The 22,685-nt window shown below is 59.2% G+C and carries 25 protein-coding genes; 23 read left to right on the top strand and 2 right to left on the bottom strand.

Annotated features, from left to right (window positions below):
• Positions 1-41 precede the first annotated feature (41 nt).
• The 22 genes from ispE to JI721_RS07480 all read left to right on the top strand — a co-directional run bounded on the left by ispE (position 42) and on the right by JI721_RS07480 (position 19,145).
• Entirely contained in the window at positions 42-944 is a 903-nt protein-coding gene (gene ispE, locus JI721_RS07375; RefSeq protein WP_274457376.1) for a 4-(cytidine 5'-diphospho)-2-C-methyl-D-erythritol kinase, read from the top strand.
• 17 nt (positions 945-961) lie between these two features.
• Entirely contained in the window at positions 962-1,837 is an 876-nt protein-coding gene (purR, locus tag JI721_RS07380) for a pur operon repressor (protein WP_274457377.1), read from the top strand.
• Between the two features lie 39 nt (positions 1,838-1,876).
• A complete protein-coding gene (locus JI721_RS07385) occupies positions 1,877-2,248 on the top strand; it encodes a RidA family protein (protein ID WP_274457378.1) in 372 nt (123 codons plus the stop codon).
• Between the two features lie 95 nt (positions 2,249-2,343).
• The gene (gene spoVG / locus JI721_RS07390) at positions 2,344-2,631 is read left to right on the top strand and encodes a septation regulator SpoVG (RefSeq protein WP_274457379.1); all 288 of its coding nucleotides are present in this window, start codon (positions 2,344-2,346) and stop codon (positions 2,629-2,631) included.
• A gap of 257 nt (positions 2,632-2,888) precedes the next feature.
• Entirely contained in the window at positions 2,889-4,274 is a 1,386-nt protein-coding gene (gene glmU / locus JI721_RS07395; RefSeq protein ID WP_274457380.1) for a bifunctional UDP-N-acetylglucosamine diphosphorylase/glucosamine-1-phosphate N-acetyltransferase GlmU, read from the top strand.
• Between the two features lie 15 nt (positions 4,275-4,289).
• Positions 4,290-5,234, top strand: a complete 945-nt coding sequence (locus tag JI721_RS07400; protein WP_274457381.1) for a ribose-phosphate diphosphokinase — start codon at positions 4,290-4,292, stop codon at positions 5,232-5,234.
• 167 nt (positions 5,235-5,401) lie between these two features.
• Positions 5,402-6,001 (top strand): 50S ribosomal protein L25, encoded by a 600-nt coding sequence (locus JI721_RS07405; protein WP_274457382.1) that lies wholly within the window; start codon positions 5,402-5,404, stop codon positions 5,999-6,001.
• A 47-nt stretch (positions 6,002-6,048) separates the two neighbouring features.
• Positions 6,049-6,615: an aminoacyl-tRNA hydrolase gene (pth, locus tag JI721_RS07410; RefSeq protein WP_274457383.1), complete on the top strand. Its 567-nt coding sequence runs from the start codon at positions 6,049-6,051 to the stop codon at positions 6,613-6,615.
• 172 nt (positions 6,616-6,787) lie between these two features.
• A complete protein-coding gene (locus tag JI721_RS07415) occupies positions 6,788-7,033 on the top strand; it encodes an anti-sigma-F factor Fin (RefSeq protein ID WP_274457384.1) in 246 nt (81 codons plus the stop codon).
• 205 nt (positions 7,034-7,238) lie between these two features.
• Positions 7,239-10,784 (top strand): transcription-repair coupling factor, encoded by a 3,546-nt coding sequence (gene mfd, locus JI721_RS07420; protein WP_274457385.1) that lies wholly within the window; start codon positions 7,239-7,241, stop codon positions 10,782-10,784.
• Positions 10,771-11,748, top strand: a complete 978-nt coding sequence (locus JI721_RS07425; protein WP_274457386.1) for a peptidylprolyl isomerase — start codon at positions 10,771-10,773, stop codon at positions 11,746-11,748. Before mfd ends, JI721_RS07425 begins: the two co-directional genes overlap by 14 nt.
• A 270-nt stretch (positions 11,749-12,018) precedes the next feature.
• On the top strand, positions 12,019-12,561 hold the full coding sequence (spoVT, locus tag JI721_RS07430) for a stage V sporulation protein T (protein ID WP_274457730.1): 543 nt from the start codon (positions 12,019-12,021) through the stop codon (positions 12,559-12,561).
• Between the two features lie 176 nt (positions 12,562-12,737).
• Positions 12,738-14,339 (top strand): putative polysaccharide biosynthesis protein, encoded by a 1,602-nt coding sequence (locus tag JI721_RS07435; protein WP_274457387.1) that lies wholly within the window; start codon positions 12,738-12,740, stop codon positions 14,337-14,339.
• A 52-nt stretch (positions 14,340-14,391) separates the two neighbouring features.
• Positions 14,392-15,885 carry a bifunctional methyltransferase/pyrophosphohydrolase YabN gene (gene yabN, locus JI721_RS07440; RefSeq protein WP_274457388.1) on the top strand — a complete coding sequence of 498 codons (1,494 nt, stop codon included), beginning with the start codon at positions 14,392-14,394 and terminating at the stop codon, positions 15,883-15,885.
• A 64-nt stretch (positions 15,886-15,949) separates the two neighbouring features.
• Positions 15,950-16,222 carry an HU family DNA-binding protein gene (locus tag JI721_RS07445; protein WP_274457389.1) on the top strand — a complete coding sequence of 91 codons (273 nt, stop codon included), beginning with the start codon at positions 15,950-15,952 and terminating at the stop codon, positions 16,220-16,222.
• Positions 16,223-16,492, top strand: a complete 270-nt coding sequence (locus tag JI721_RS07450; protein ID WP_274457390.1) for an RNA-binding S4 domain-containing protein — start codon at positions 16,223-16,225, stop codon at positions 16,490-16,492.
• A gap of 167 nt (positions 16,493-16,659) precedes the next feature.
• Complete coding sequence (gene yabP, locus JI721_RS07455) at positions 16,660-16,926, top strand: sporulation protein YabP (protein WP_274457392.1); 267 nt, start codon at positions 16,660-16,662, stop codon at positions 16,924-16,926.
• 5 nt (positions 16,927-16,931) lie between these two features.
• Entirely contained in the window at positions 16,932-17,516 is a 585-nt protein-coding gene (gene yabQ / locus JI721_RS07460; protein WP_274457393.1) for a spore cortex biosynthesis protein YabQ, read from the top strand.
• Between the two features lie 25 nt (positions 17,517-17,541).
• Entirely contained in the window at positions 17,542-17,883 is a 342-nt protein-coding gene (locus JI721_RS07465) for a septum formation initiator family protein (protein ID WP_274457394.1), read from the top strand.
• 137 nt (positions 17,884-18,020) lie between these two features.
• On the top strand, positions 18,021-18,431 hold the full coding sequence (locus JI721_RS07470) for a S1 domain-containing RNA-binding protein (RefSeq protein WP_274457395.1): 411 nt from the start codon (positions 18,021-18,023) through the stop codon (positions 18,429-18,431).
• A gap of 134 nt (positions 18,432-18,565) precedes the next feature.
• Positions 18,566-18,805 carry a hypothetical protein gene (locus tag JI721_RS07475; protein WP_274457396.1) on the top strand — a complete coding sequence of 80 codons (240 nt, stop codon included), beginning with the start codon at positions 18,566-18,568 and terminating at the stop codon, positions 18,803-18,805.
• Positions 18,806-18,962: 157 nt separating this feature from the next.
• Entirely contained in the window at positions 18,963-19,145 is a 183-nt protein-coding gene (locus JI721_RS07480) for a hypothetical protein (RefSeq protein ID WP_274457397.1), read from the top strand.
• Between the two features lie 125 nt (positions 19,146-19,270).
• Here JI721_RS07480 and cmpA read toward each other — a convergent pair whose 3' ends face one another.
• Together cmpA and JI721_RS07490 are read right to left on the bottom strand one after the other, a co-directional pair.
• The gene (gene cmpA, locus JI721_RS07485; protein ID WP_274457398.1) at positions 19,271-19,378 is read right to left on the bottom strand and encodes a cortex morphogenetic protein CmpA; all 108 of its coding nucleotides are present in this window, start codon (positions 19,376-19,378) and stop codon (positions 19,271-19,273) included.
• Between the two features lie 111 nt (positions 19,379-19,489).
• On the bottom strand, positions 19,490-19,948 hold the full coding sequence (locus JI721_RS07490; protein ID WP_407654103.1) for a deoxycytidylate deaminase: 459 nt from the start codon (positions 19,946-19,948) through the stop codon (positions 19,490-19,492).
• 328 nt (positions 19,949-20,276) lie between these two features.
• Between JI721_RS07490 and spoIIE the strand changes: the two genes are divergently transcribed.
• Positions 20,277-22,655 carry a stage II sporulation protein E gene (gene spoIIE, locus JI721_RS07495; protein ID WP_274457401.1) on the top strand — a complete coding sequence of 793 codons (2,379 nt, stop codon included), beginning with the start codon at positions 20,277-20,279 and terminating at the stop codon, positions 22,653-22,655.
• Positions 22,656-22,685: the final 30 nt, after the last annotated feature.

Raw genomic sequence — 22,685 nt, forward strand, 5'->3', positions numbered from 1 at the left:
GGGTTTGACTTGACTCTGGCGCCGTCCCATCGCATGCTAAGATGAGCATTGAGGTTGTCCGAACATCGGATACACTTGAATCAATCGAGGTGCAGGCTGTGCTCGCGGAACGGGCGTATGCAAAAATCAACTTGACGCTGGATGTGGTCGGAAGGCGCCCGGACGGCTATCACGAAGTGGACATGGTGATGCAGACCATCGACCTGTCCGACCTCATCTGGCTGGAACGCATCGAATCCGGCCTGCAGGTTGGTTCTCCGGCGTCCCACATTCCGCTCGACCATCGCAACCTGGCGTACATGGCGGCGGCAGCGTTCTTGAAACACACCCGGGTTTCGCAGGGCGTGCGCATCTGGATTGAGAAGCAGATTCCCGTCGCGGCGGGGCTCGCCGGCGGCTCGGCCGACGCAGCGGCGGTGCTGCGCGGCATGAACCGGTTGTTTGGCACCGGGTTGACCCTCGATGAGCTCGCGGACATCGGGGCGGCGATTGGGTCTGACGTGCCGTTTTGCGTCTATGGAGGATGCGCCGTGGCGACGGGCCGCGGCGAGCGGATCCGCCGCCTGGCGCACCCGCTCAAAGCGTGGGTGGTCCTGGTGCACCCGCCGGTGCACGTGTCGACCGCTGATGTCTACGGGGCTGTGACACCAGCGGACTATGCGGCCCGGCCGCTCAGTCCCCGCATGACGGAGGCACTCATCGATGCCGATGTCGACGAAATCAACCACCTGGTTCGCAACGGGCTTCAGCCCATCACGGAGCAGCTGTATCCGGAGGTGGCGCTCTTGCGCCAGCGCATGGCCAACGTGGCCAAGGTGCCTGTCCACATGTCGGGCAGCGGTCCGACCTTGTACTGCCTGACTCCGACCCAATCGGCCGGGCAGCGCCTGTACAACGCGTTCCGCGGTTTCGCGAAAGAAGTGTACTTGTCCCGGTTTGTCTAGACTTTGGGGGGATGCAGGTGCAGCGGTCAGAGCGTTTCATCCGGTTGACCAAGTGGCTCGTCGACCGTCCCAATGTTCCGTTGTCGCTCTCGGAACTCTCCAGCCGGCTGAACACGGCCAAGTCGTCGCTGAGTGAAGACATGGCCCGCATTCGCGCCGTGCTGGAAGCGGAAGGGGAGGGGACAGTCACCTCGCTCCATGGCATGGCAGGCGGCGTCAAGTACCAGGCGGGCGTATCGCGTGCGCGGCGGGAGGCGTTTTGCGCCGACATGGTTCGCCGCCTGTCCGACCCCTCGCGCATTTTGCCTGGCGGGTTTCTCTACATGTCGGACCTCCTTGGCGATCCCGACGTACTCGACACGGTTGGGCAGCTGTTTGCCAGCCGGTTTGAGAACGTGGGCGTCAATGTGGTGGTCACCGTCGAAACCAAGGGCATCACGCTGGCGGCTGCGACTGCGCGCTACCTGCACGTGCCGCTCGCCATCGTGCGGCGGGAGCAGCGCGTGACCGAGGGGGCGGCGCTCGGGATCCACTACATCTCGGGGTCGGAACGTCGGATTCAGACCATGTCGTTGTCCAAACGCGCGATGCCGGCATCCGCGCGCGCAGTCATTGTCGACGACTTCATGCGTGCGGGTGCGACTGCCAAGGCGGTGGAGAACCTGCTGTCCGAGTTCTCCGCGGAAGTTGCGGGCACGGCCGTCTTCACGGCGACCGCAGAACCGGCCCGGAAACTGGTCAGTGACTACACGGCGCTGTTCGAACTTGGCGCCATTGCGGAAGGTCAGCCCGTCGATGTGCGCGTCGACCGCGCGTGGTTCGAGCCCGACGTCCATCCGGCGTCCGCCGCTGTCGAGCCGCCCAACGCTGTCGATCATTCCAAAAATGTGTAATGCAGCGTGAACTTCACACGTATAAAGGAGTTGAAGAGGATGAATCAAATTACCACCAGTCAGGCGCCAGCGGCCATTGGGCCCTATGCGCAGGCCGTGCAAATCGGGGATTTTGTGTTCACTTCGGGGCAGATTCCGCTGCGCCCAGACGGCACTCTGGTCGAAGGAGACGTTCGAGCCCAGACGGAGCAAGTGCTGAAAAATCTTGATGCGGTCCTGCAAGCGGCCGGGCTGCGGAAGGAGAACGTGGTCAAGGCGACCATCTTCATGACCGACTTGGGGCAGTTCCAAACGGTCAATGAAGTGTACGCCGAATACCTTGGCGCGCACCGTCCGGCCCGCTCGACGGTGCAGGTTGCAGCCCTGCCGCGCGGGGCGCAGGTCGAGATCGAATTTATTGCGCACAAATAATTATGACAATTGCACTCGAACAGCAGGACTTTGACAATCCTTGTGGAATTAATGGGTAAATCGTCCACGGGTAGGCACAAAGGGTGGTGAATCGGGTGCAAATTACAGATGTTCGTCTTCGCAAAGTGGTCAGTGAAGGGCGCATGAAGGCCATCGCGTCAATTACCATCGATGGAGAATTTGTAGTTCACGATATTCGCGTAATTGACGGAAACAACGGTATGTTTGTCGCGATGCCGAGTAAGAAAACGCCGGATGGGGAGTTTCGGGATATTGCACACCCCATCTCGTCCGCAACGCGTCAAAAAATACAAGATGCAGTCCTGTACGCTTACAACCGGGCTGATTTCTCGGAGGAGTCTGTACAGGAACCCAGCGCGTAGGGGGTTCATCCGCAGACTGGGGGCTGTTCCCAAGGTGCTTGGCACTCAAGGGGCAGCCCCTCTTTCTTGTGGCGCGTTTCCTGTGGCGCGGCGGTCGCCTCCGCGTATGGGCCGGGGATGGGCCGGGGGCGGGCGGCGGACGACCTACGGACGGCGAAGCGCCCCAGCGAACCTTGGCAAGCAGACAACCTCGGTAAATTGAAATGATGTATCGGGTTCGGTACACTGGGTTGGATGGCATACACGGAGGCGATGATGTGGGCAGAAGCGCAATTGTGTTGGCGGCTGGCCTTGGCACGCGCATGAAGTCGAAACACCACAAGGTGCTGCACACCGTCTGCGGCAAACCCATGATTGTGCATATCCTGGATGAACTCGAAAAGCTTCAACTGGAGCAAATCATTGTCGTGGTGGGTCAACAACGGGAAACCGTGGCGGCGGCTGTGGCGGGACGCGCAGACATCGCGATCCAAGACGAACAGCTGGGCACGGGCCACGCGGTTCAATGTGCGATGCCGCACTTGGCCGAAGGGATGGATACCACCGTGGTCTTATACGGGGATGCACCGCTCATTCGGGCACAGACCATCGATGCGCTGCTGGAGACCCAGGCTTCGAGACACGCTTCGGCGGTCGTGTTGACGGCGACCGTGTCCAACCCGGCCGGATTGGGGCGGGTTGTTCTGGGGCAGGACAACCGTCTCGAACGGATTGTGGAAGAAAAGGATGCGACACCGGAAGAGCGGGCCATTCACCAAATCAACACCGGAATTTACGCGTTTGATACCGCTGACCTGCGGCAGGCGCTCGGTGCGCTGAAGCCGGAAAACGCGCAGGGTGAGTACTACCTCACGGATACCATCGCGATTTTGCGGGCAGCGGGCAAGCCGGTCCTGGCGCAGGCGGTCGATGACCCGGAGGAAATTCTCAGCGTGAACGACCGGGTGCAGTTGTCGGTGGTCGAAAAGACGCTGCAGCGGCGCATTCGGGAGCACTGGATGCGGCAGGGTGTGACGATGGTCGATCCGGACCAGGTATACATCGGCCTGGATGTGGAAATTGGCCGGGATACGGTGCTGTACCCGGGGACCTTTCTGGAAGGGCGGACGGTGATTGGCGAAGACTGTACCGTCGGTCCGAACACACGACTGGTCGATACCACGGTTCAGGCAGGAGCTGTCGTCCAATCCTCGGTCGCGCTTGAATGCGTCATCGGGCCAGAAGCGGCGGTCGGTCCGTTCGCCTACCTCCGTCCGGGGACGGAAATTGGCGCCCGTGTGAAAATCGGGGATTTTGTCGAAGTGAAGAAGTCCACAATTGGCGATGATACGAAGATTAGTCATCTGGCATACGTGGGGGACGCAAGGGTTGGGCAGCGCGTCAACATTGGCTGCGGTGTCATTACGGTGAACTACGACGGTAAGGACAAACACCAGACGGTGATTGGGAACGACAGCTTTGTCGGCTCCAACGTGAACCTCATCGCACCCGTTGAAATTGGGGACGGGGCGTATGTATGTGCCGGATCGACCATCACGGACACGGTTCCGAACGACGGGTTCGCCATCGCGCGAAGCCGTCAGGTCACCAAAGCGGATTATGTCCAGTCATGGCAGAAGAAACGCCAGGAGACAGAGAAATAGGGGGAGTCCGAACGCATGCCAAGAGACGGAGATTTGAAAATTTTTACGGGTAACGCCAATCCCGAACTGGCGCAGGAGATTGCCGACCATATTGGCGTCGCGCTGGGGGAGTGCTCGGTCAGCCGCTTCATGGACGGAGAAGTTCGCATTAAACTGGGGGAGAGCGTTCGGGGCAGCAATGTCTTTGTGATTCAGCCCACCTCGGCGCCTGTCAATGAACACCTGATGGAACTCCTCATCATGATTGATGCGCTCAAGCGCGCTTCGGCGCGTCAGATCAACGTGGTCATCCCGTATTACGGGTACGCCCGGCAGGACCGCAAGGCGCGCGCCCGCGACCCCATCACCGCGAAGCTGGTCGCGAACTTGCTGGAAAAGGCGGGGGCCGACCGGATCATCTGTATGGACCTGCACGCCGGGCAAATTCAGGGGTTCTTCGACATTCCGCTCGACCATCTGATTGGCATGCCGATTCTCGCCAACTATTTCCTGGCGAAAAACATTGAGAACCCCGTCGTCGTCTCGCCGGATATGGGCGGCGTCACGCGGGCGCGGGCGCTCGCGGAACGCCTTGGCGCCCCGCTGGCGATTATTGACAAGCGCCGTCCGGATGTGAACGTGGCGGAAGTCATGAACATTATCGGCGATATTCAGGACAAGACAGCGATTCTGATTGACGACATGATTGATACAGCGGGGACGATTACCTTGGGGGCCAAAGCCCTCATCAACCGCGGGGCCAAGGCCGTGTACGCCTGCTGCATTCACCCCGTGCTCTCCGGCGAAGGGGTGAAGCGGCTGGAGCAGTCCGACATTCTCGAGGTGATTGTGACCAACACCATTCATTTGCCGCCGGAAAAGCGAATCGCAAAAATCAAGGTGTTATCGGTCGCAGAACTCATCGCGGAAGCGATTTTGCGGATTCACACGCACCGCTCCATCAGCCAGCTGTTTGATTGATGGACAAGCCCTGACAACCTCCCAAAACAGAGATGCGGCGACGGTTTGCAGACAACTTTCAAATCCACCGGGTCGGAAGAATAGAAACGGCCGATTCGAGCCAGGATGTAGAAGAGTCTGTCGAACAAACCACCCGAACACGGATGGATGATCTGGGAGGTCATTGCGTGGAACATCTCATCATGGAAGCAGCGGCGCGCACTGGTCATGCCGCTTTGAGCCAGCTCCGTCAGGACGGGCTTGTGCCGGCTGTGCTGTACGGCGGTCAGGAAGCGCCAGTGTCGATTACGGTAGCGGAAAAAGACCTGGAGCGGGCGAAGGTAGGTTCGAAAAACTTGGTAGAGTTGCGGGTCAACGGAGAGAACGTGTCTGCCTTTTGGCAGGATGTTCAGCGTGATCCGGTGTCCCGCAGGATTTTGCATGCCGATTTTTACAGAGTTGACTTGTCCGCGCACGTCGACGTCCGCGTGCCGCTCCACCTGCACGGCGTGGAGGCGGTGGAAAAGCGCGGCGGCGTTGTGCAGCAGCAGACGCGTGAACTGGAGATTCGCGCCCTGCCCTCGGACGTGCCAGAGTATATCTCCGTCTATGTCGGAGATATGGAAATTGGCGACCACATCGAAGTTGCAAAGGTGGTTCTGCCGCCGGGCGTGACGTCGCGAACGAGCGGGCAGGTTGTGGTTGCCTCTGTCATTGCGCCGAAGCAGGCGGCATCGGTGCCGAGCGCAGAGACACCGCCGGGCGCCGAGTCAACGAGTGAGTCGTAGACGCTTACCCCTGCTGGGGCAGGTCAGGAAGCTGGGTGAGGAGCACCATGAAGTTGATTGTCGGTCTGGGCAATCCGGGGAAGCAGTACGAAGCCACGCGTCACAACGCTGGGTTCTGGGTGGTCGACGCCTTGGCCGCCCGCCTCGGCGTGACGTGCGGCAAATCCAAGTGGAAGGCGCTTGTGGAAGAGACCCGCATCGGGACGGAGCGGGTCATTTTGTGCAAGCCGCAAACCTACATGAACCAAAGCGGCGAGTCGGTTCGGGAAATTGCGCACTACTTTTCGGAGCTCGCGCCGGAGCGAGACCTGATTGTCATCTATGACGATATGGACTTTCCCGTTGGTACGCTGCGGCTGCGCCTGCAGGGGAGCGCCGGCGGGCACAACGGCATGCGGTCCATCATCCAGCACATGGGAACCCAGCAGTTCGCGCGCGTCCGCCTGGGGATTGGCCGGCCAGCCGACAAGTCGCAGGTGATGCAGTACGTGCTGAGCCCCTTTCCGGCCAGCGAGCGCGAAGTGGTTCAGTCGATGGTCGACAAGGCGGCGGATGCCGTCCATTTTGCTGTGGAGAACAGTTTTTCGCTTGCCATGAACCGGTTCAACACATAAGCCATAAGCCGAGCGCGTTTCCTTCGCACGCGCCCCCTTTGGCGGCGATTCTTTCGCACGCGCTCCGTTCGCGCCTGCGCCCTGCCTGCATGTATGGGGTGTATCCGTTCTCCCCATACTAGGGATACGACCGACACTGTAATTTCACAGTGTGTGGGCAGGAGGCGAGACGGTGCGAATCGAATACTACTGTCGGCATTGCAAACAGTTTATTGGCGCCTTGGACCGTCCATCGTGGACGAAAGAAGATGCGGAGCGCTTCTGTGGATTTCAGCAGTTGACGCCGGTGGAGCGGGCTGAATCCATCGCATATAATGATGATCGCGGCACGATGTACGTTCGAACGGTTTGCGATCATTGCCAGCGTGCGGTAGAAGCGCATCCAGAGCTGCTCGTGGAAGGGAATTTGTTTCAGTAGCCCGAGCCGAAGACGGACGAAGTGACAGCGAAAGCAGATGCTGTTGAGTCGTAAGCCTTAGTGCGCGTGCCCGCAGAACCACGTTGACGCGATACGCGATTGCGTATCCCCGTGGCTCGGGCACGACTAAGGCTCTTTTCTGTGTTGCTCCACCAGGCTTGCGTCACCGCTGACAGGGCGCCCTGGGGCGTAAGGAGGAATTCTGTTGATTGAGTTGGCCGAGCTCTTAGCGGCAGATAAGGAGTTTCAGACACTGCTTTCCGGTGTGACGGCAGGCGGTCCTGACGGGTTAGTCACCGGTCTGGGCGGGGGAGCGAGACATCTCTACTACGCCGCTACATGGGTCGCCGAGCGCCGTCGTCACCTCGACACCTCCTTGTTGATTGTGACGCACTCTGTCACAGAAGCCGAAACCATTGCGGAAGATTTGAAAGAATTTCTCCCGGCGGAGCAAGTCTTCATATATCCGGAACGAGAACTGTCGATTGTGGACGTCATTGCCTACAGTCGGGAGGTCATCGCGGACCGTTTGCGTGTCCTGCAGCACCTGGCGGAGGGGAAGCCGGCAGTTGTGGTGGCGACGGTCGCCTCCGTGTTGCAGCCGGTGATGAAGCGAGACCTGTACCGTTCTCATCTGCTTCACCTCGAAGTCGGTCAGGAGCTTCCGTCCAATTATGTCGAGTGGCTGATTCAAAGCGGCTACGAACGGGTCGAGATGGTCGAGACGCAGGGGCAGTTTTCTGTCCGCGGCGGGATTCTCGACGTGTTTCCGCTGACGACGGACCTGCCGTATCGTCTGGAACTGTTCGACACCGAGATCGACTCCATTCGGAAGTTTGACGTGGGAACGCAGCGTTCGCTGGAACAGCTCCGGGAAGCCGTGATTGGCCCGGCGCTCGACTTCCTGGTGCCACCGTCGCAAATGGCGGAAGCGGCGGATGAGTTGTCGCATCACCTGGAACAACGAATTCGCACGTTGACCGATATGGAGGTGCGCGACCGGCTGCAGACGACGGTCGGCGCGGATATTCGGAAGCTGCGGGACGGGCTTCCGTTTTACGGGCAGCTGCGTTACACGGCGCAATTTGCGCGACATGTCCATACCTTGATGGATTACTTTCCAACGCCGGCTTCCATCATTCTCGATGAGCCGTCCCGCATTCAGGAGCGGGAGAAAGGGCTCGAGAAGGAGTTTCAAGAGTGGGTGGCCAGCGCGCTGATGCGCGGGGAACTCTTGTCCGGCACGGTGACTGACCTGCAGTTTGATCCCTTGTGGAAACACGAGAACATGCGCGGGTTTCATTATTCCACGTTTGCCCGCGCGGCCGGCACGCATCGATACAGCGGCATTCTCAATATCACGGCCAAATCCATGCAGAATTTTCATGGACAAATGAATTTGCTAAAGAGTGAAATGCAGCGCTGGCATCGCAGCGGCACGCGCGTCTTTCTGCTGGCGGCCACCGAAGAGCGGGCGAACCGGCTGGAACGCGTCCTCGAGGACTATCGGATTGAAGCGGTCCGGACGGGGCAAGTCACCGAGACGTTGACCCCGCAAATCCTCGTCGGCAGCCTCTCGACCGGATTTGAGCTGCCGATGTCGCGGATCGCCGTGATCGTCGAGACGGAGGTGTTCGGGTCCCGCAAAAAGGGTCGGCGGCTGCGCGCGGAAATGTCCGATGCGGAGCGCATCAAAAGCTACCAGGAACTTCGCCCGGGCGACTACGTCGTTCACGTCAACCACGGCATTGGGAAGTACCTCGGGATTCGCACCCTGGATATTGACGGCCGGCACAAGGACTACCTGCACCTGCAGTACGCGGGAAATGACTCGCTGTATGTGCCGGTCGAGCAAATCGACCAGGTGCAGCGCTATATCGGTTCGGAGGAAAAGGAGCCGAAGGTGTACCACCTGGGCGGCACGGAATGGGCGCGTGTGAAGCAGCGGGTGTCGCGCAGCGTCAAGGACATCGCGGAAGACCTCGTCAAGCTCTATGCCGCCCGCCAGGCCACCCCAGGGCACGCGTATCCGCCGGATACGCCGTGGCAAAAGGATTTTGAAACCATGTTTCCGTATGATGAGACGCCCGACCAGCTCCGCGCGATCGACGAAATCAAGCGGGATATGGAGCAGCCGCGTCCGATGGACCGGCTGTTGTGCGGGGACGTCGGGTACGGCAAAACGGAAGTCGCGATTCGAGCGGCATTCAAGGCGGTGATGGATGGGAAACAGGTCGCGGTCCTGGTTCCGACCACCGTATTGGCACACCAGCATTACGAAACCTTTAAGGAACGCTTCGCTGGGTTTCCGGCCACCGTGGAGGTGTTGAGCCGGTTCCGTAGCCGCGGGGAGAGTCAGGCGGTCCTGAAGGGACTCAAAGACGGCAGTATCGACGTGGTGATTGGCACCCACCGCCTGCTGCAAAAATCGGTGCAGTTCAAGGACCTCGGCTTGTTGATTGTGGACGAGGAGCAGCGGTTTGGCGTGACCCACAAGGAACGGTTAAAGCAGATGCGGACCAATGTGGACTGCCTGACGTTGACGGCAACGCCCATCCCGCGGACACTGCATATGTCGATGCTGGGGGTACGGGACCTCTCCGTCATCGAGACGCCGCCGGAGAACCGGTTTCCGGTACAAACGTATGTCGTGGAATTCAATGAAAGCCTCGTCCGGGAGGCGATCGAACGGGAGCTGGGACGGGGCGGCCAAGTCTACTTCGTATTCAATCAAGTCGGCGCCATCCGAGGCATGGCGGACCGCATTCAGCGCCTGGTGCCGGAAGCGCGCATCGGGATCGCGCATGGGCAGATGGCGGAGGATGAACTGGAGCGGGTGATGCTCGACTTTCTCGAAGGCGACATTGACGTCCTGGTGACGACGACGATCATTGAAACCGGGCTGGACATTCCGAATGTCAATACCCTTATCGTGTACGACGCAGACCGGCTGGGCCTGTCGCAGCTGTACCAGCTTCGCGGCCGCGTCGGACGTTCGAATCGAATTGCTTATGCATACTTCACATATCAGAAGGACAAGGTGCTGACAGAGGTCGCTGAAAAGCGGCTGCAGGCCATCAAGGAATTTACGGAGCTCGGCAGTGGATTTAAAATCGCGATGCGCGACCTGGCGATCCGCGGCGCTGGCAATCTGTTGGGTGCGGAACAGCACGGATTCATCAACTCCGTCGGCTTTGATCTCTACAACGAGATGCTGACGAATGCGGTGAAGGAGGCGAAGGGCGTCGTCGAGGAAACACCGCCTGAACCGTCCATCGACCTGCAGATTGAAGCGTATCTGCCGGACGAGTTCATTCCCAACCCGGCACAAAAGATTGCGGTCTACAAGAAGTTCAAGTTTGTGCGAAGCCAGGAGGCAGCGGACGACTTACAGGAGGAACTGGTGGACCGCTATGGGGATTTGCCGGACAGCGTGGCCAATTTGCTGGACGTCACGCGCATCAAGAGTTATGCGATGCGTTACGGCGTGGAAGCCATTACCCAGCAGGGTTACGAGACGACCATCCGGTTTCCGGCATCCGCGTCTGTGCAATTCAATCACGGCGCGTTGTTTGCCTTGACGAAGCAATATAAAGGACAGTACCTCAAACGGGGAAACGGGACGCTGCAAGTCTCGTTCCGCACGAAAGACTTGTCCGACCGCAAACTGTGTAAATTGCTTCTGACGTTCTTTGCGGACTTTCACAAAGTGGTTCAATCTGAGGAGGTTACCCAGCTTGCCAAATCGTAAGCACGTCTTTGCAGGGGTCACGGCAGCGCTGCTGATCACGGTGGCAGCGGCCGGCTGCGGCACAGCAAAGCCAGCCAACAACACAACCAGCACCAACCAAACGACCGCTTCAACCATTCCCCAGCCGAACTATACGGGGCCAACCGTGGCCACGTACAACGGCGGGAAGTTGACAAAGCAGGAACTCGACCAGCAGTACAACTTGCAGGTGGTCTGGGCAGGGCAGCAGAGCAAGGAGACCAAGCAGCAGTTCGCCACCTGGTACACGCTGTATTACAAGTACCTGTATCAAAAAGCGGCTGCTGCCGTGAAGACGCCAATTGACGTGGCCGCCGCGCAGAGTCAGGCGAACTCGATTCTCTCAGAGATGGCGAACGCGTCGAGCGGCGGACCGTACAAGACCACGGCGCAAGCGACGAACAAGCTCAAGTCGCTCGGCCTCTCGAAAAGCGACCTGGTGCACATGGTGGAGCGCACTCAGGTCCTGAACACCTATTTGGAACAACAGGTGTATAACGACAACAAGTCGCTGTTCCAGGAGGTCACCGTTGACGAAATTCTCCTGCCGACAGAGGCGCAGGCCAAGCAGATTGAGGCCAAGCTCAAAGCGGGGGCGAACTTTGCGAAACTTGCGGACCAGTACTCCAAAGACCCGAGTGTAAAGCAGAATCACGGCACCTACGCAAACGCGCTGGTGGCCGAATTTGTGCCCAATTTTGCCAAGGCCTGCCGCACGCTGCCGATTGGCAAAATCAGCGACCCCGTGCACACGCAGTACGGGTACCACATCCTGCGCGTGGACAAGCGGGGCATCATGCCGTTCTCACAAGCGCGCACGCAGATTGAACAAGGTTCCTTACCGCAGTCCGTGATGCAGACGCTGCAGAACGACATCCAAAAGATCGCGGCTCAGGCAGAAAAGGATGCCAACATCAAAATCGTGGCAAAGGCGTCGGACCTGTAAACGCCGGATTTGCCATGGGATGGAAGATTCCGTCTGACCCAACACAGGCTGCAAAAGCCGCCCGCACAGGGCGGCTTTTGTGTTTGAACTGACATTGTTGGTGCATAGCGGCAGACGAGGTGTAACATAATAATCCCGCGGCAACTTCCTCCAGTCCAGCACGGTGTATTGAACAGGAAATGGCTCGGGACCACATCATTGACTTGGAAACCACGGCTCATGCGAGGTGAATATTGGTTATTTATCTTACTGAGGGCGAGGGATCAAGGATTGAAGGCAACTGGCATCGTACGGAGAATTGATGACCTCGGACGCGTTGTCATTCCGAAAGAAATTCGAAGGACGCTGCGTATTCGGGAAGGGGATCCCTTAGAGATTTTCGTCGATCGGGACGGGGAAGTGATTCTGAAGAAGTACTCCCCCATCGGAGAACTTGGCGATTTTGCCAAGGAATATGCGGAATCATTAGCTGAAGCCTCAGGACACATCGCGTTGATTGCAGACAGAGATGTCATTATTGCTGTATCAGGTGCCTCGAAAAAGGACTTTCTGGACAAGCCGATTAGCGAAGATGTGGAACAATCGATGGAAGACCGCAAGACCGTCATGGACACGTCACCTGGAGAGTACGCGACAATTCGCGACCGGACAGAACACTTCTCTTCGCGCGTCATCGCGCCGATTGTTGCTGCGGGCGATCCGATTGGGGCCGTCATGCTGCTGTCTCGCGATGACAATGTCAAAATGGGCGCACTGGAACAGAAACTTGCCGAAACTGCCGCGGGATTCTTAGGCAAGCAAATGGAACAATAATAGAAAGTACCTCCGTTCGCAAATGTGGGCTCGCAGTCGTTCGATTGCGAGCTTTTTCGCGTGGATGACAGGCCTGTGTCGGACGACCTGCTGGCAGATAGGACTATCTCCCCGCCCTGGCCCATAGACTGGATGGAGAAACTGTCGAACAAGCATCTGGGTCTGGGGGGACGAGCTTGCAAGCACGCCGGGGATTTGTACATGGCGCAATGTTGTTGGCAGGCGCCGCCATCGTGTCGAAGTTATTGGGTTCGGTATATACCATCCTTCTGCAAAACATCATCGGAGATCACGGCATGGGCCTGTTTCAGATGGCCTACCCCGTTTACGCCACATTGCTCGCCATCGCGACTGCTGGTTTTCCAGTCGCCATTTCGAAAATCGTCTCGGAGCGAATTGCGCTGGGCGATGTCCATGGGGCCAGGCAGACGTTCCGCATGGCGATGGGGCTGCTGACGACCGGCGGCATCGTCTGTTTTGGCCTGCTCTACGGCTTTGCACCCGTGTGGGCGCGGATTGCCGGAGACCCGGGGGCCGAGTGGGCCATTCGGGCCATCGCGCCGGCCCTCCTGCTGGTTCCGGTGATGAGCACGCTGCGCGGGTATTTCCAAGGCTATCAGTGGATGGAACCGACTGCGTACTCTCAAGTGCTGGAACAAATCGTCCGGGTCGCGACCATTCTCGGGCTCGCTTCGTGGCTGACCTCCCGCGGCTACAGCCAGGCCGTATCTGCGGCGGGTGCCGCCTTTGGTGCGGTGACAGGGGCTGCAGCCGGCTTCTTGCTGCTGTTGTATTTCTGGCGAAAACGGCACCCGCATGTCGATGTTCAGGATGGCGTGCGCGCCACCACGTGGCAGCTGGCGAAACAGCTGCTCTATGTGGCGTTCCCCATCAGCCTGGGGGCCCTCGTGGTTCCGTTGATGAACAACGTCGACGTCATCACCGTGGTGAACTTGTTGAAGGCTGCGGGGGAGCCCCAGCACCTCGCGACCACGGAATTTGGGCTGCTCAGCGGCCGCGCTGCGAAGCTGATGATGCTGCCGACGACCCTCGCGGCGGGCATTGGCATCGCCGTGATGCCGGCGGTGTCCGAGGCGTTTACACTCGGGTTTCGAAAGTTGATCACGGAGCGTGTCGACACATCCGTGCGATTGACGGTGCTGCTCGCGCTGCCGGCTTCGTTCGGTCTGGCTGTGCTCGCGAAGCCCGTCGATATCGCGCTGTTCAAAGATACCGCTGGGGCGACGTCCATCCAAGTGATGGCGTTCGCCACCATTTTCGCCAGCGTGCAGACGACCTTTGCAGCCATCCTGCAAGGCGCCGGGTGGGTATATTTGCCGGTCATCAACCTGCTGGCCGCCAGCGGCGTGAAGGTGCTGTGCAATCTGTGGCTCGTGCCGCTGTACGGGATCGATGGAGCGGCAGCCGCCACGGTGCTCAGTTATGCGACGGCTGCCGTCCTCAACTTTTGGGCGATGAAGCGGTGCCTTGGGCAGGGCCTGCCGTGGCGCCGCTGGGTGCTCAGACCCGCCGTCGCGACCTTCATTATGACCGCGGCCGTGTTTGCGATGAACGAACAGTGGGAACGGTGGGGAGGACTGGGCAGTTCGCGTCTCAGTGTTGCACTGGCGCTGTTGGTGATGCTCGGGGTCGGGATGGTTGTATACTTGATTGCGATGCTGGCCGCCGATGCCCTGACGCCCAAGGAGCTTGCGTCCATTCCGAAGATTGGACCGCGATTGGTATTATGGTGTGGACGACTGGGATTGATTCGATAAACCGGGATCTCCCTGGGATGCGAGCTGGAGACCCGTGAAGGAGTGTGAAAGCTTGTCCATCATTCATGTCGTTGGCCTTGGACCCGGAGACCTGGACAGCCTGCCGGTTCGAACGCACCGGCTGCTGCGCGGCGGACACCCGGTCTTCCTGCGCACGGCTGTACACCCCGTGGTGGAAGACTTGCGGCGCGAGGGCATTTCCTTCTCCTCGTTCGACCCCCTGTATGAGACGGCAGACGACTTTGACCAGGTGTACCGCGCAATTGCGGCCGCGCTGCTCGAGACTGCGCGTGGGCAGGAGATTGTGTACGCGGTACCTGGCCATCCGCTGATGGCGGAGCAGTCCGTTCAATACCTGCTGAGGGATGCCAAGGATGTCGAGGTTCGGATTGAGGGTGGGCAGAGCTTCATTGACCCGGTGTGCACGCTGCTCGGCATCGACCCGATTGAGGGGCTCCTGCTGCTCGACGGCACCGCGATGCAAGTCCAGCAAATCACGCCGGGGGTCCACCTGCTCATCGCACAGGTGTTTCACCCGCGGGTCGCTGGGGATGTCAAGTTGACCCTGATGGAAGTGTTCCCGGACGAGTATCCGGTCACGGTCGTGCGGGCCGCGGGCGTATCAGGCATGGAGCGGATGGAAACCATTCCCTTGTACGAACTCGACCGCCTGGACTGGATTGACCATTTGACGACGGTGTTTGTGCCTGCTGGCGATGCGCATCTGCAGCGGCGTGATGCGTGGTACCCTGCGCGGCTGGTCGAGCGGCTGCGCAGGCCGGGCGGCTGCCCGTGGGACCGCAAGCAGACCCACGAATCGCTGCGGCCGTACGCGATTGAGGAGGCGTACGAGGTTGCGGATGCGATTGACCGGGGCGATCCCGATGCGCTTGCGGACGAATTAGGCGATTTGTATCTGCAAATCCTGCTCCATGCGCAAATCGCGAGTGAGGCGGGGGATTTTACGCTCCGCGACGTGTTTGAGAAGCTGTCGGACAAACTGATTCGACGGCACCCCCACGTCTTCGGCGAGGACGGGGGCACACGCGCTCGCTCCCCGGAGGAAGCGGAGGCGATTTGGGCCGAGCAGAAGGCCGCCGAGGCTGGCGGGTCTAGCCAAGGGGCAGCGCAGGCACACAGTGTGCTGGACGAGGTCCGCTGGGGGAAAAGCGCGTTCGCCGTCGCCAAAGCGCTGCAGGTCAAAGCGGCGGAGGTGGGGTTTGACTGGGACAAGCCGGAGGACGTGCTTGAGAAGCTGCGTGAGGAAGTGGAAGAGCTGGCGGATGAGGTGACGGCCGCCCAGCGCGACGAGGAGAAACTGACCGACGAGTTTGCCGACGTCCTGTTCACGGTTGTGAACCTTGCGCGCTGGTTAGAATTAGACATAGAAAAATCGTTGTCCGCCGCGAATCGCAAGTTTGCCCGCCGGTTTGCGTACGTGGAGTCCCAGGTGAAAGCGTCCGGTCTGGCGTGGTCGGACGTGGACGTCAACACCCTGGAACGGTACTGGAACGATGCAAAAATCTCGAGAATCCCCGAACGATAGCAGGAATTCGCAGTAAGACCGAGAAATACATTGCTGACATCGCCACGAAGGGGGCATATATTCAGTGAACAAGATGGATTTGGTCAATAAGGTTGCGGAAAAGACTGGCCTGAAGAAGAGCCAGGCGGAACAAGCCGTCAACAGTGTGTTCAGCGCCATCGAAGAAGCGCTGTCTGCGGGTGAAAAGGTGCAGGTCATTGGTTTCGGAACTTTCGAAACCCGCAAGCGTTCCGCACGCTCCGGCCGCAATCCGCAAACGGGTGAGACCATCTCAATTCCGGAATCCGTGGTTCCGGCGTTTAAACCAGGCAACAAGCTGAAGGAAGTCATTCGTTAATTGCGTCTTGACAAGTTTTTAAAGTCTTCTCGGTTAATTAAGCGAAGAACCGTTGCGAAGGAGCTGTGTGACGCGGGACGTATCTCGGTGAACGGCCGGGTCGCGAAGGCGGGGACCGAGGTGCATGTCGGCGATGTGCTGACGGTGCGGTATGGACAGCGGGAGGTTTCCGTCCGCGTCGTTCAGCTGGTGGACAACCCGCGCAAAGAAGCTGCTTCGCAGCTCTATGAAGTGCTGAGCGGCGATGGGGATGTCATCGACGAAGCGTAAGTGTTTTGCATCGTTTGTCGAAAGAGGGGGAAACACCCCCTCTTTTGTCATGGATACGCAATTGTCATGGGTACGCGGCGGCTCGGCACCGTCCCTCCTTTGGTCTACGTCCTCAATCGGCATCATAGAATGAGTTGAGACACGGGACAGGTTGGGGGGAATCACGGATGTCGAGTGAGGCAAATCACGACATTCGGATAACGGGGCGCAAACAGGTGGAAGTGACCGGAATCTCGAGTGTGGAAAGTTTCGATGCCAGCGCGTTTGTACTGACAACAGCCGCGGGACCGCTGCACATTCAAGGGACCAACCTGCACATGAAGCACCTGGACCTGCAAGCGGGCGTCGTCGTCATTGAGGGCACGCTCGTCGCGCTGGAATACGCAGCCCAGCGCGGGAAGAAACGCCGGCTGGTTGGCCGAATCCTGCGGTGAGCGCGATGACGCAAATTCAGTCCGTGCTGGCGTTGGTCGCGGCCTCGTGGATTCTGGGCGCGGTATTCGACATCTACAATACGGTGACCGGTTCTTCCAGGTGGCTCAGGTGGCTTCGCCCTGCGCTGGATATTGCGTTCTGGGTGGCTGCGGCTGGCTTGGTGTGTTTTGTGATGTTCACCACGGACGACGGTCGCTTGCGGATTTACACGTTCCTGCTGCTCGCGGCGGGGTACCTGTTGTACCGCGTCTGGTTCCACGTTCGCGTGGTGCGGAGCGCGTTTCGGGTTGTGCGCGCGATTCGGGCGGTGTTCCTCGGCGTGAGCCGGCTGGTGTACCGCGTTGTGGTCTGGCCGGTCCTGGCCGTTTTGGGTCTTGCTGCACGTTTGCTGCACGCGGTCTACCGCGTTCTCTGCTGGGTGGAAGACGGGCTGTTTGTCCTGCTCTCGTTCTGGCTGAAGGTCATCGGATTTCTGTTTCGAGGGTGGGCTGCGCCGTCGAGATCGATGCGCAAAAAAATTGATGACCGCATGGAGGGGTTTTGGACGCTGGCGTCGAACTGGATAAGACGAGTGTCCAATCGGACCTGAAATCAGAAGACGGGAGTTGAGGCGGTTGTCAACTCGGACCGCTGCAACGTCAGCTGCCAATTCGCCGCACAGCACCTCCACGAGGTCCGTGAACCGGTGGTTTCGCATCCGTTACCTCGCCGTCGTGGTCATCGTAGCGTGGGCGGCGTACCGGCTTTGGCACGTCGAAATGCCGCAGCTGCGGGCCCTTCAGCACCAGCAGCAAACCCTGCAGACGAAACTGACCGCATTGCAGCAGCAGCAAACGCAATTGAAAACGCAGGTGAAAGAGTATCAGAGCAAGGCGTTCATCGCCCAATATGCAAGCCAAAACCTGCATTTGGTTCTGCCGGGACAAGTTCCGTTCACCATTCCCGCCAAACATTGAACACGGCCTGGTACAGCGCGTTCGCGCACATCCTGAAATTGGGTTTCGATTCAGGCCGAATGTTTGTTGCACGTGTCAGTGTTCTTCCGTATACTATGTAAAAGCACTTTCAATATCTGGGGAGGAAATTACGCTGCATGTCCATTGAAGTCGGCAGCAAGCTGGCGGGGAAAGTCACCGGTATCACCCACTTTGGCGCATTTGTCCTGCTGCCAGGAGGGGTCACGGGGCTTGTGCATATCTCCGAAATCTCAAACGAGTATGTGAAGGATATTCATGACCACTTAAAGGTCAACGATGAGGTGACCGTCAAGGTCATCAATGTCGACAAGGATGGGAAGATTGGCCTGTCCATTCGGCAGGCAGTAGATAATCCTCCCCCAAGACCGGCTCGAGGCGGCGGCGGTCGTCATGGCGGGCATGGAGGCCCGGGCCGACAAACCTTCGAAGACAAGCTGGTTCGATTCATGAAGGACAGCGACGAGCGTCTGCAGGCCCTGCGGCGGAGCGAATCCAAGCGCGGCGGGCGCGGCGGACGGCGGCATTAAGCCTCGTCGGTCTGCGGCCGGTCATACGCGGTGGAAACATGGGGCACGATTTCGTGCCCCTTTCGGGTCGTGATGGGCTGAGTACCATACCTCAATACCATACATAGGACATACATAGGAGCGTGTGTCCGCCTGTGGGGCATCCGCAAGAACTACGAAGGGAGACAACACAGACGAAGGACGAATTGTACTACCTCGAATACGAAACCAGTACAGGTGAACGGGTGCTGCTGTCTTTTGCTGATGAAGACGACCGGGATGGGTGCCACATCTCGCTGGATATGTACAAATCAAACCTGGGGCCTGTCGATGATGAGGTGCTGGGGCGCATCTTGGGGAAGTTCCACGGTGAAATTGTCACGGCTTCTTTATAAAATTCTTCATAAAACATCAGAAAATTGAGGCACCATCGTTGTTTTGTTCGCAGGCCGTCCGCTATAATGAAAACAGCATGCAATTGCATCCGGGTCAGATCATCCAGCCGAAGCATCGCGGCGTGATGCCGCTTGCGGCGCGTATGAGGTGAACGAGATGAATACCGAGCAATATCTTCACCCCTGGTTGATTGCTGTATTCCTTTTTTTGTTTGCGGTGATGTCGCTCATTGGCATGGTGCGCCTCATCAAGGCGCAGCGGCTCTTCGGTTCGGTCTTACTGCTCTTGTCCACGATTATCTTCGGATACAGCACTTACATTGCCGCATTCAAGGTTTGAAGGAACGCCTGGGGAGGGCTTGTCGGCGGTTTTGCACACCCGTTGTTCAGTGTTTGCCCGCAAAACAGGGCTCTTGCGCGTCTGGCGCCGGAGCCCTGTTTTACGTACATGGGTCTGAGGACGTCTTATTTTGCGATCCGGTATCGGAAGAATGCCTGGTTCAGCATCTGGATAGAACGCGCGTCATGATTCAGGAATGCACGCCGCAATTGGACACACAGCCACTGTGGCATGACCTCACCCCTTCTGCAGCATCAGGACGGTGACAGGGACGTTCACCCTCTCCAAAATTCTGTTGTAGTATCATACGCACGAAGCCGCACTCGGTGACTCATGCCCAGGGCTTACTTTGAACATTGGCCATCCGGCTGCACCAGGAGGGCCAGGTTACTCTGGACCTGAATCACGGGGACACCGGCCCGCGCAAGCAGTTCCGCGGCGTACGGGTCGGGGCGGTAGGCGGTTTCGTAATAGACCGTTTTGATCCCGGCCTGAATCAAGCTCTTGGTGCAATGGAGGCAGGGCAGGTGGGTGACGTACAGGTCCGCCCCTTCCGTCGCAATGCCGAACCGCGCGCACTGCAGCAGGGCATTCTGCTCCGCGTGAATGGCGCGCACGCAGTGCCCGTCGACCATTTTGCAGCCAACCTCCGTACAGTGCTCGTCACCGTGAATCGAGCCGTTGTATCCGCTGGCAATCATGCGTTTCTCGCGGACGATGACGCAGCCCACCGCGAGGCGGGCGCATGTCGAACGCGCCGCCATCACCCGACTTTGTGATGCAAAGAATTCATGCCACGACATTCTTGTCGAATGCCGCGAATGTTCGGAAGTTGCCATTTCACAGGCCTCCTCAGCCGAAACGTGCCAAGCTCTTTTCCAATTATACTGAAATCCCCGTTCAGCGGGCCAAGCCTGCTGTGCGACGCGGGACGCAAGCTGTCGAAGTCTACAGATTCTGTCGGAAAGTTTGCCTGCACACCTCCCGTGGTTTGACAAACTTAGAGAGCCGCCGTCCGTATAATGATGCGTACATCGCATGGAGGGGGAACTGAAGATGTCGCACCAGGGTTCCGTGAAGAAACTGTTGCCGGGAAGTTCAGCACAGGGAGCGAAGCTTCACAGGAGGCTTTTGCATTCCTTCGGGCGGATGGCATTTCTCGCGCTGTTGGCTGTACTCTTGGGACGAGCGTCGATTGAGAATGTGGTCTCGCCGTTTTGCTTGGCCTACTTCGCCGTGCTGACGGAAATCCTGGGCCTGCGGCGGTCGTGGGTCGGGCTGTTTGCCATCGCTGGGGCGTACTGGCACGGCGGCGTGACGCCGGCAGCGACCGCTGCGCTGGCGTGCGTGTTGTACATTCTGCTGCGAAAGCTCATCTTTCGGAAGCGCGATCCCGATATTCACTGGGCGCCCTTTCTGGCTGGTTTCGTCGACGCAGCCAGCAAAATGGCGGCGGTGGGTTCCGTCTGGACGCGGTATGACGTGATGATTGCACTGGCTGAGGGAGCGCTGGTCGTCATTCTCTCGGTCATCTTCATACAGTGCCTGCCTTTGTTTACGGGCCGGAATGCGAATAAAAACCTGCGCGTCGAGCAGGTCATCAGCCTGGCGATCGTGATTGGGTCGGTGATTGATGGGTTGTCCGGCGTCAGCATCAAGGGGCTTACAGTTGGTGACGTGGCCGTGGATTGGATCGTGATCATGCTGGCCACGGTCGGGGGTCCCACGCTCAGCACGACCGCCAGTGTCGTGCTTGGCATCTTGTCCATGATGAGCGGCGCGGGGACGCTGGCGTCCGTCGCGGTCCTTGGGTTTGCGGGGCTGTTGTCCGGTGTGCTCAAAGATGCGGGGCGCATCTGGGTCAGCCTGGTCTTTGTGCTCAGCATGGGCCTGCTGGGCGCGACGCACAAACCAAACTGGACGGCGGTGGAAATGTCCTGTTTGGAGGCCGCGATCGCTGGGCTTTTGTGCGTGTTGACGCCGCGGCAGTTCCGCAACGAGCTGGCGGAATACGTCCCCGGAACGGCGGAGCACCGTCTGTCCGAGCAGCAGCGCGTTCGCCGTGTGCGGAGTCTACTGTTTGAAAAGGTCAACCAGATGGGGCAGGTGTTTGATGAACTGTCGGCCACGTTCGCGGAGGCCATCGACAGTCAGCTCGTGTCCGACCAGCAGCTGCTGAACGATATGGTCGGTGCGGCCGCCAAGAGCGTGTGCGCGGGGTGTCCGCGGCGCGGGCGGTGCTGGGACCGCGAAGGCTACGCGACGTATCAGGCGATTGTGCACACGGTGGCGAAACTGGAGGAATCCCCGGGTGTGCACACACAGGCGACGCAGGACTTGAAAGACCGCTGCGTGCGCCTGGAACAGATGATGCATGTGCTGCGGACGAACCTCGAATTCACGCACCGCGACGCGCAGTGGATCGCCAAGCTGCGGGAGCAGCGCACCTTGGTCGCCGCGCAGCTGGCGGGCGTGGCAAACGTGGTCCGGAGTATTGCCTCGGAAATTGACCAGGGCAATGAAGCGTCGCTGATGGGGGAAGAACACGTCCTGGCAGCCTTGGAGCAGCTGGGTTTGTATGTCGATCACGTTCATATTGTGAGCCTTGAGCCCGGCAAGGTGGAGGTGGAGATCACACAGCCGACGCAGGGCTCCTACGACAACTCGATTCGCGTCATCGCGCCCCTGTTGTCAGGCATCGTGGGGGAAAACATCACAGTCACCAAGACTTACACCGATGAAATGGGCCCGTGCACGAGCGTCTTCACCTCGGCGCAGGTGTTCGACGTGAAGACGGCGGTTGCGACCGTGGCCCGGGACGGCCGACTGGTGTCCGGGGACACCCACGCGGCGGTGGACCTGGAAAATGGACGGTACGTCATCGCCGTCAGCGATGGGATGGGCAACGGGGACCGCGCCCAGAAGGAGTCGAAGGCGGCCCTGGAGCTCTTGAAAAAACTGCTGAAGGCCGGGTTTGATGAACAACTGGCGGTCAAGACGGTGAATTCCACCCTGTTGCTGCGGTCGCGCGACGAAATGTTCACGACGCTCGATATGGCGCTGGTCGACTTGTTTACCGCGCGTGCCGAGTTCCTGAAGGTGGGTTCCGCACCCAGCTTCATTCGCCGGGGCAGTCAGGTGCTGACCATCACCGGGTCCAATGTGCCCATCGGGATCTTGCAGGACATTGAGGTTCAGGCGATTCACGAACAGCTTGCTGAAGGCGACTTGCTGATTCTGATGTCGGACGGGGTGTTCGACGCGCCGAGCGTCTATGACAAGGAGGAGTGGTTCAAGGAGCAAATCGCGCGTCTGGAAACGCGCAATCCACAGCAGATTGCGGACACGTTGATTGAAGCGGCGGTCCGCATCAACCACGGTCAAATTGACGATGACATGACGGTCTTAGTCGCGGAAATCTCCCGTCATCAGCCGGAGTGGGCGGCCATCAAGGTGCCGGGCGTCACGGGCCTGCGGCGCACCCTCGACCGCCGCAAGCGGGGCGCCTAGCACACGCGGCCGCGCGGCCAACGCCCGGGC

The organism is Alicyclobacillus cycloheptanicus, assembly GCF_028751525.1.
GTDB classification, from domain to species: Bacteria; Bacillota; Bacilli; order Alicyclobacillales; family Alicyclobacillaceae; genus Alicyclobacillus_L; species Alicyclobacillus_L cycloheptanicus.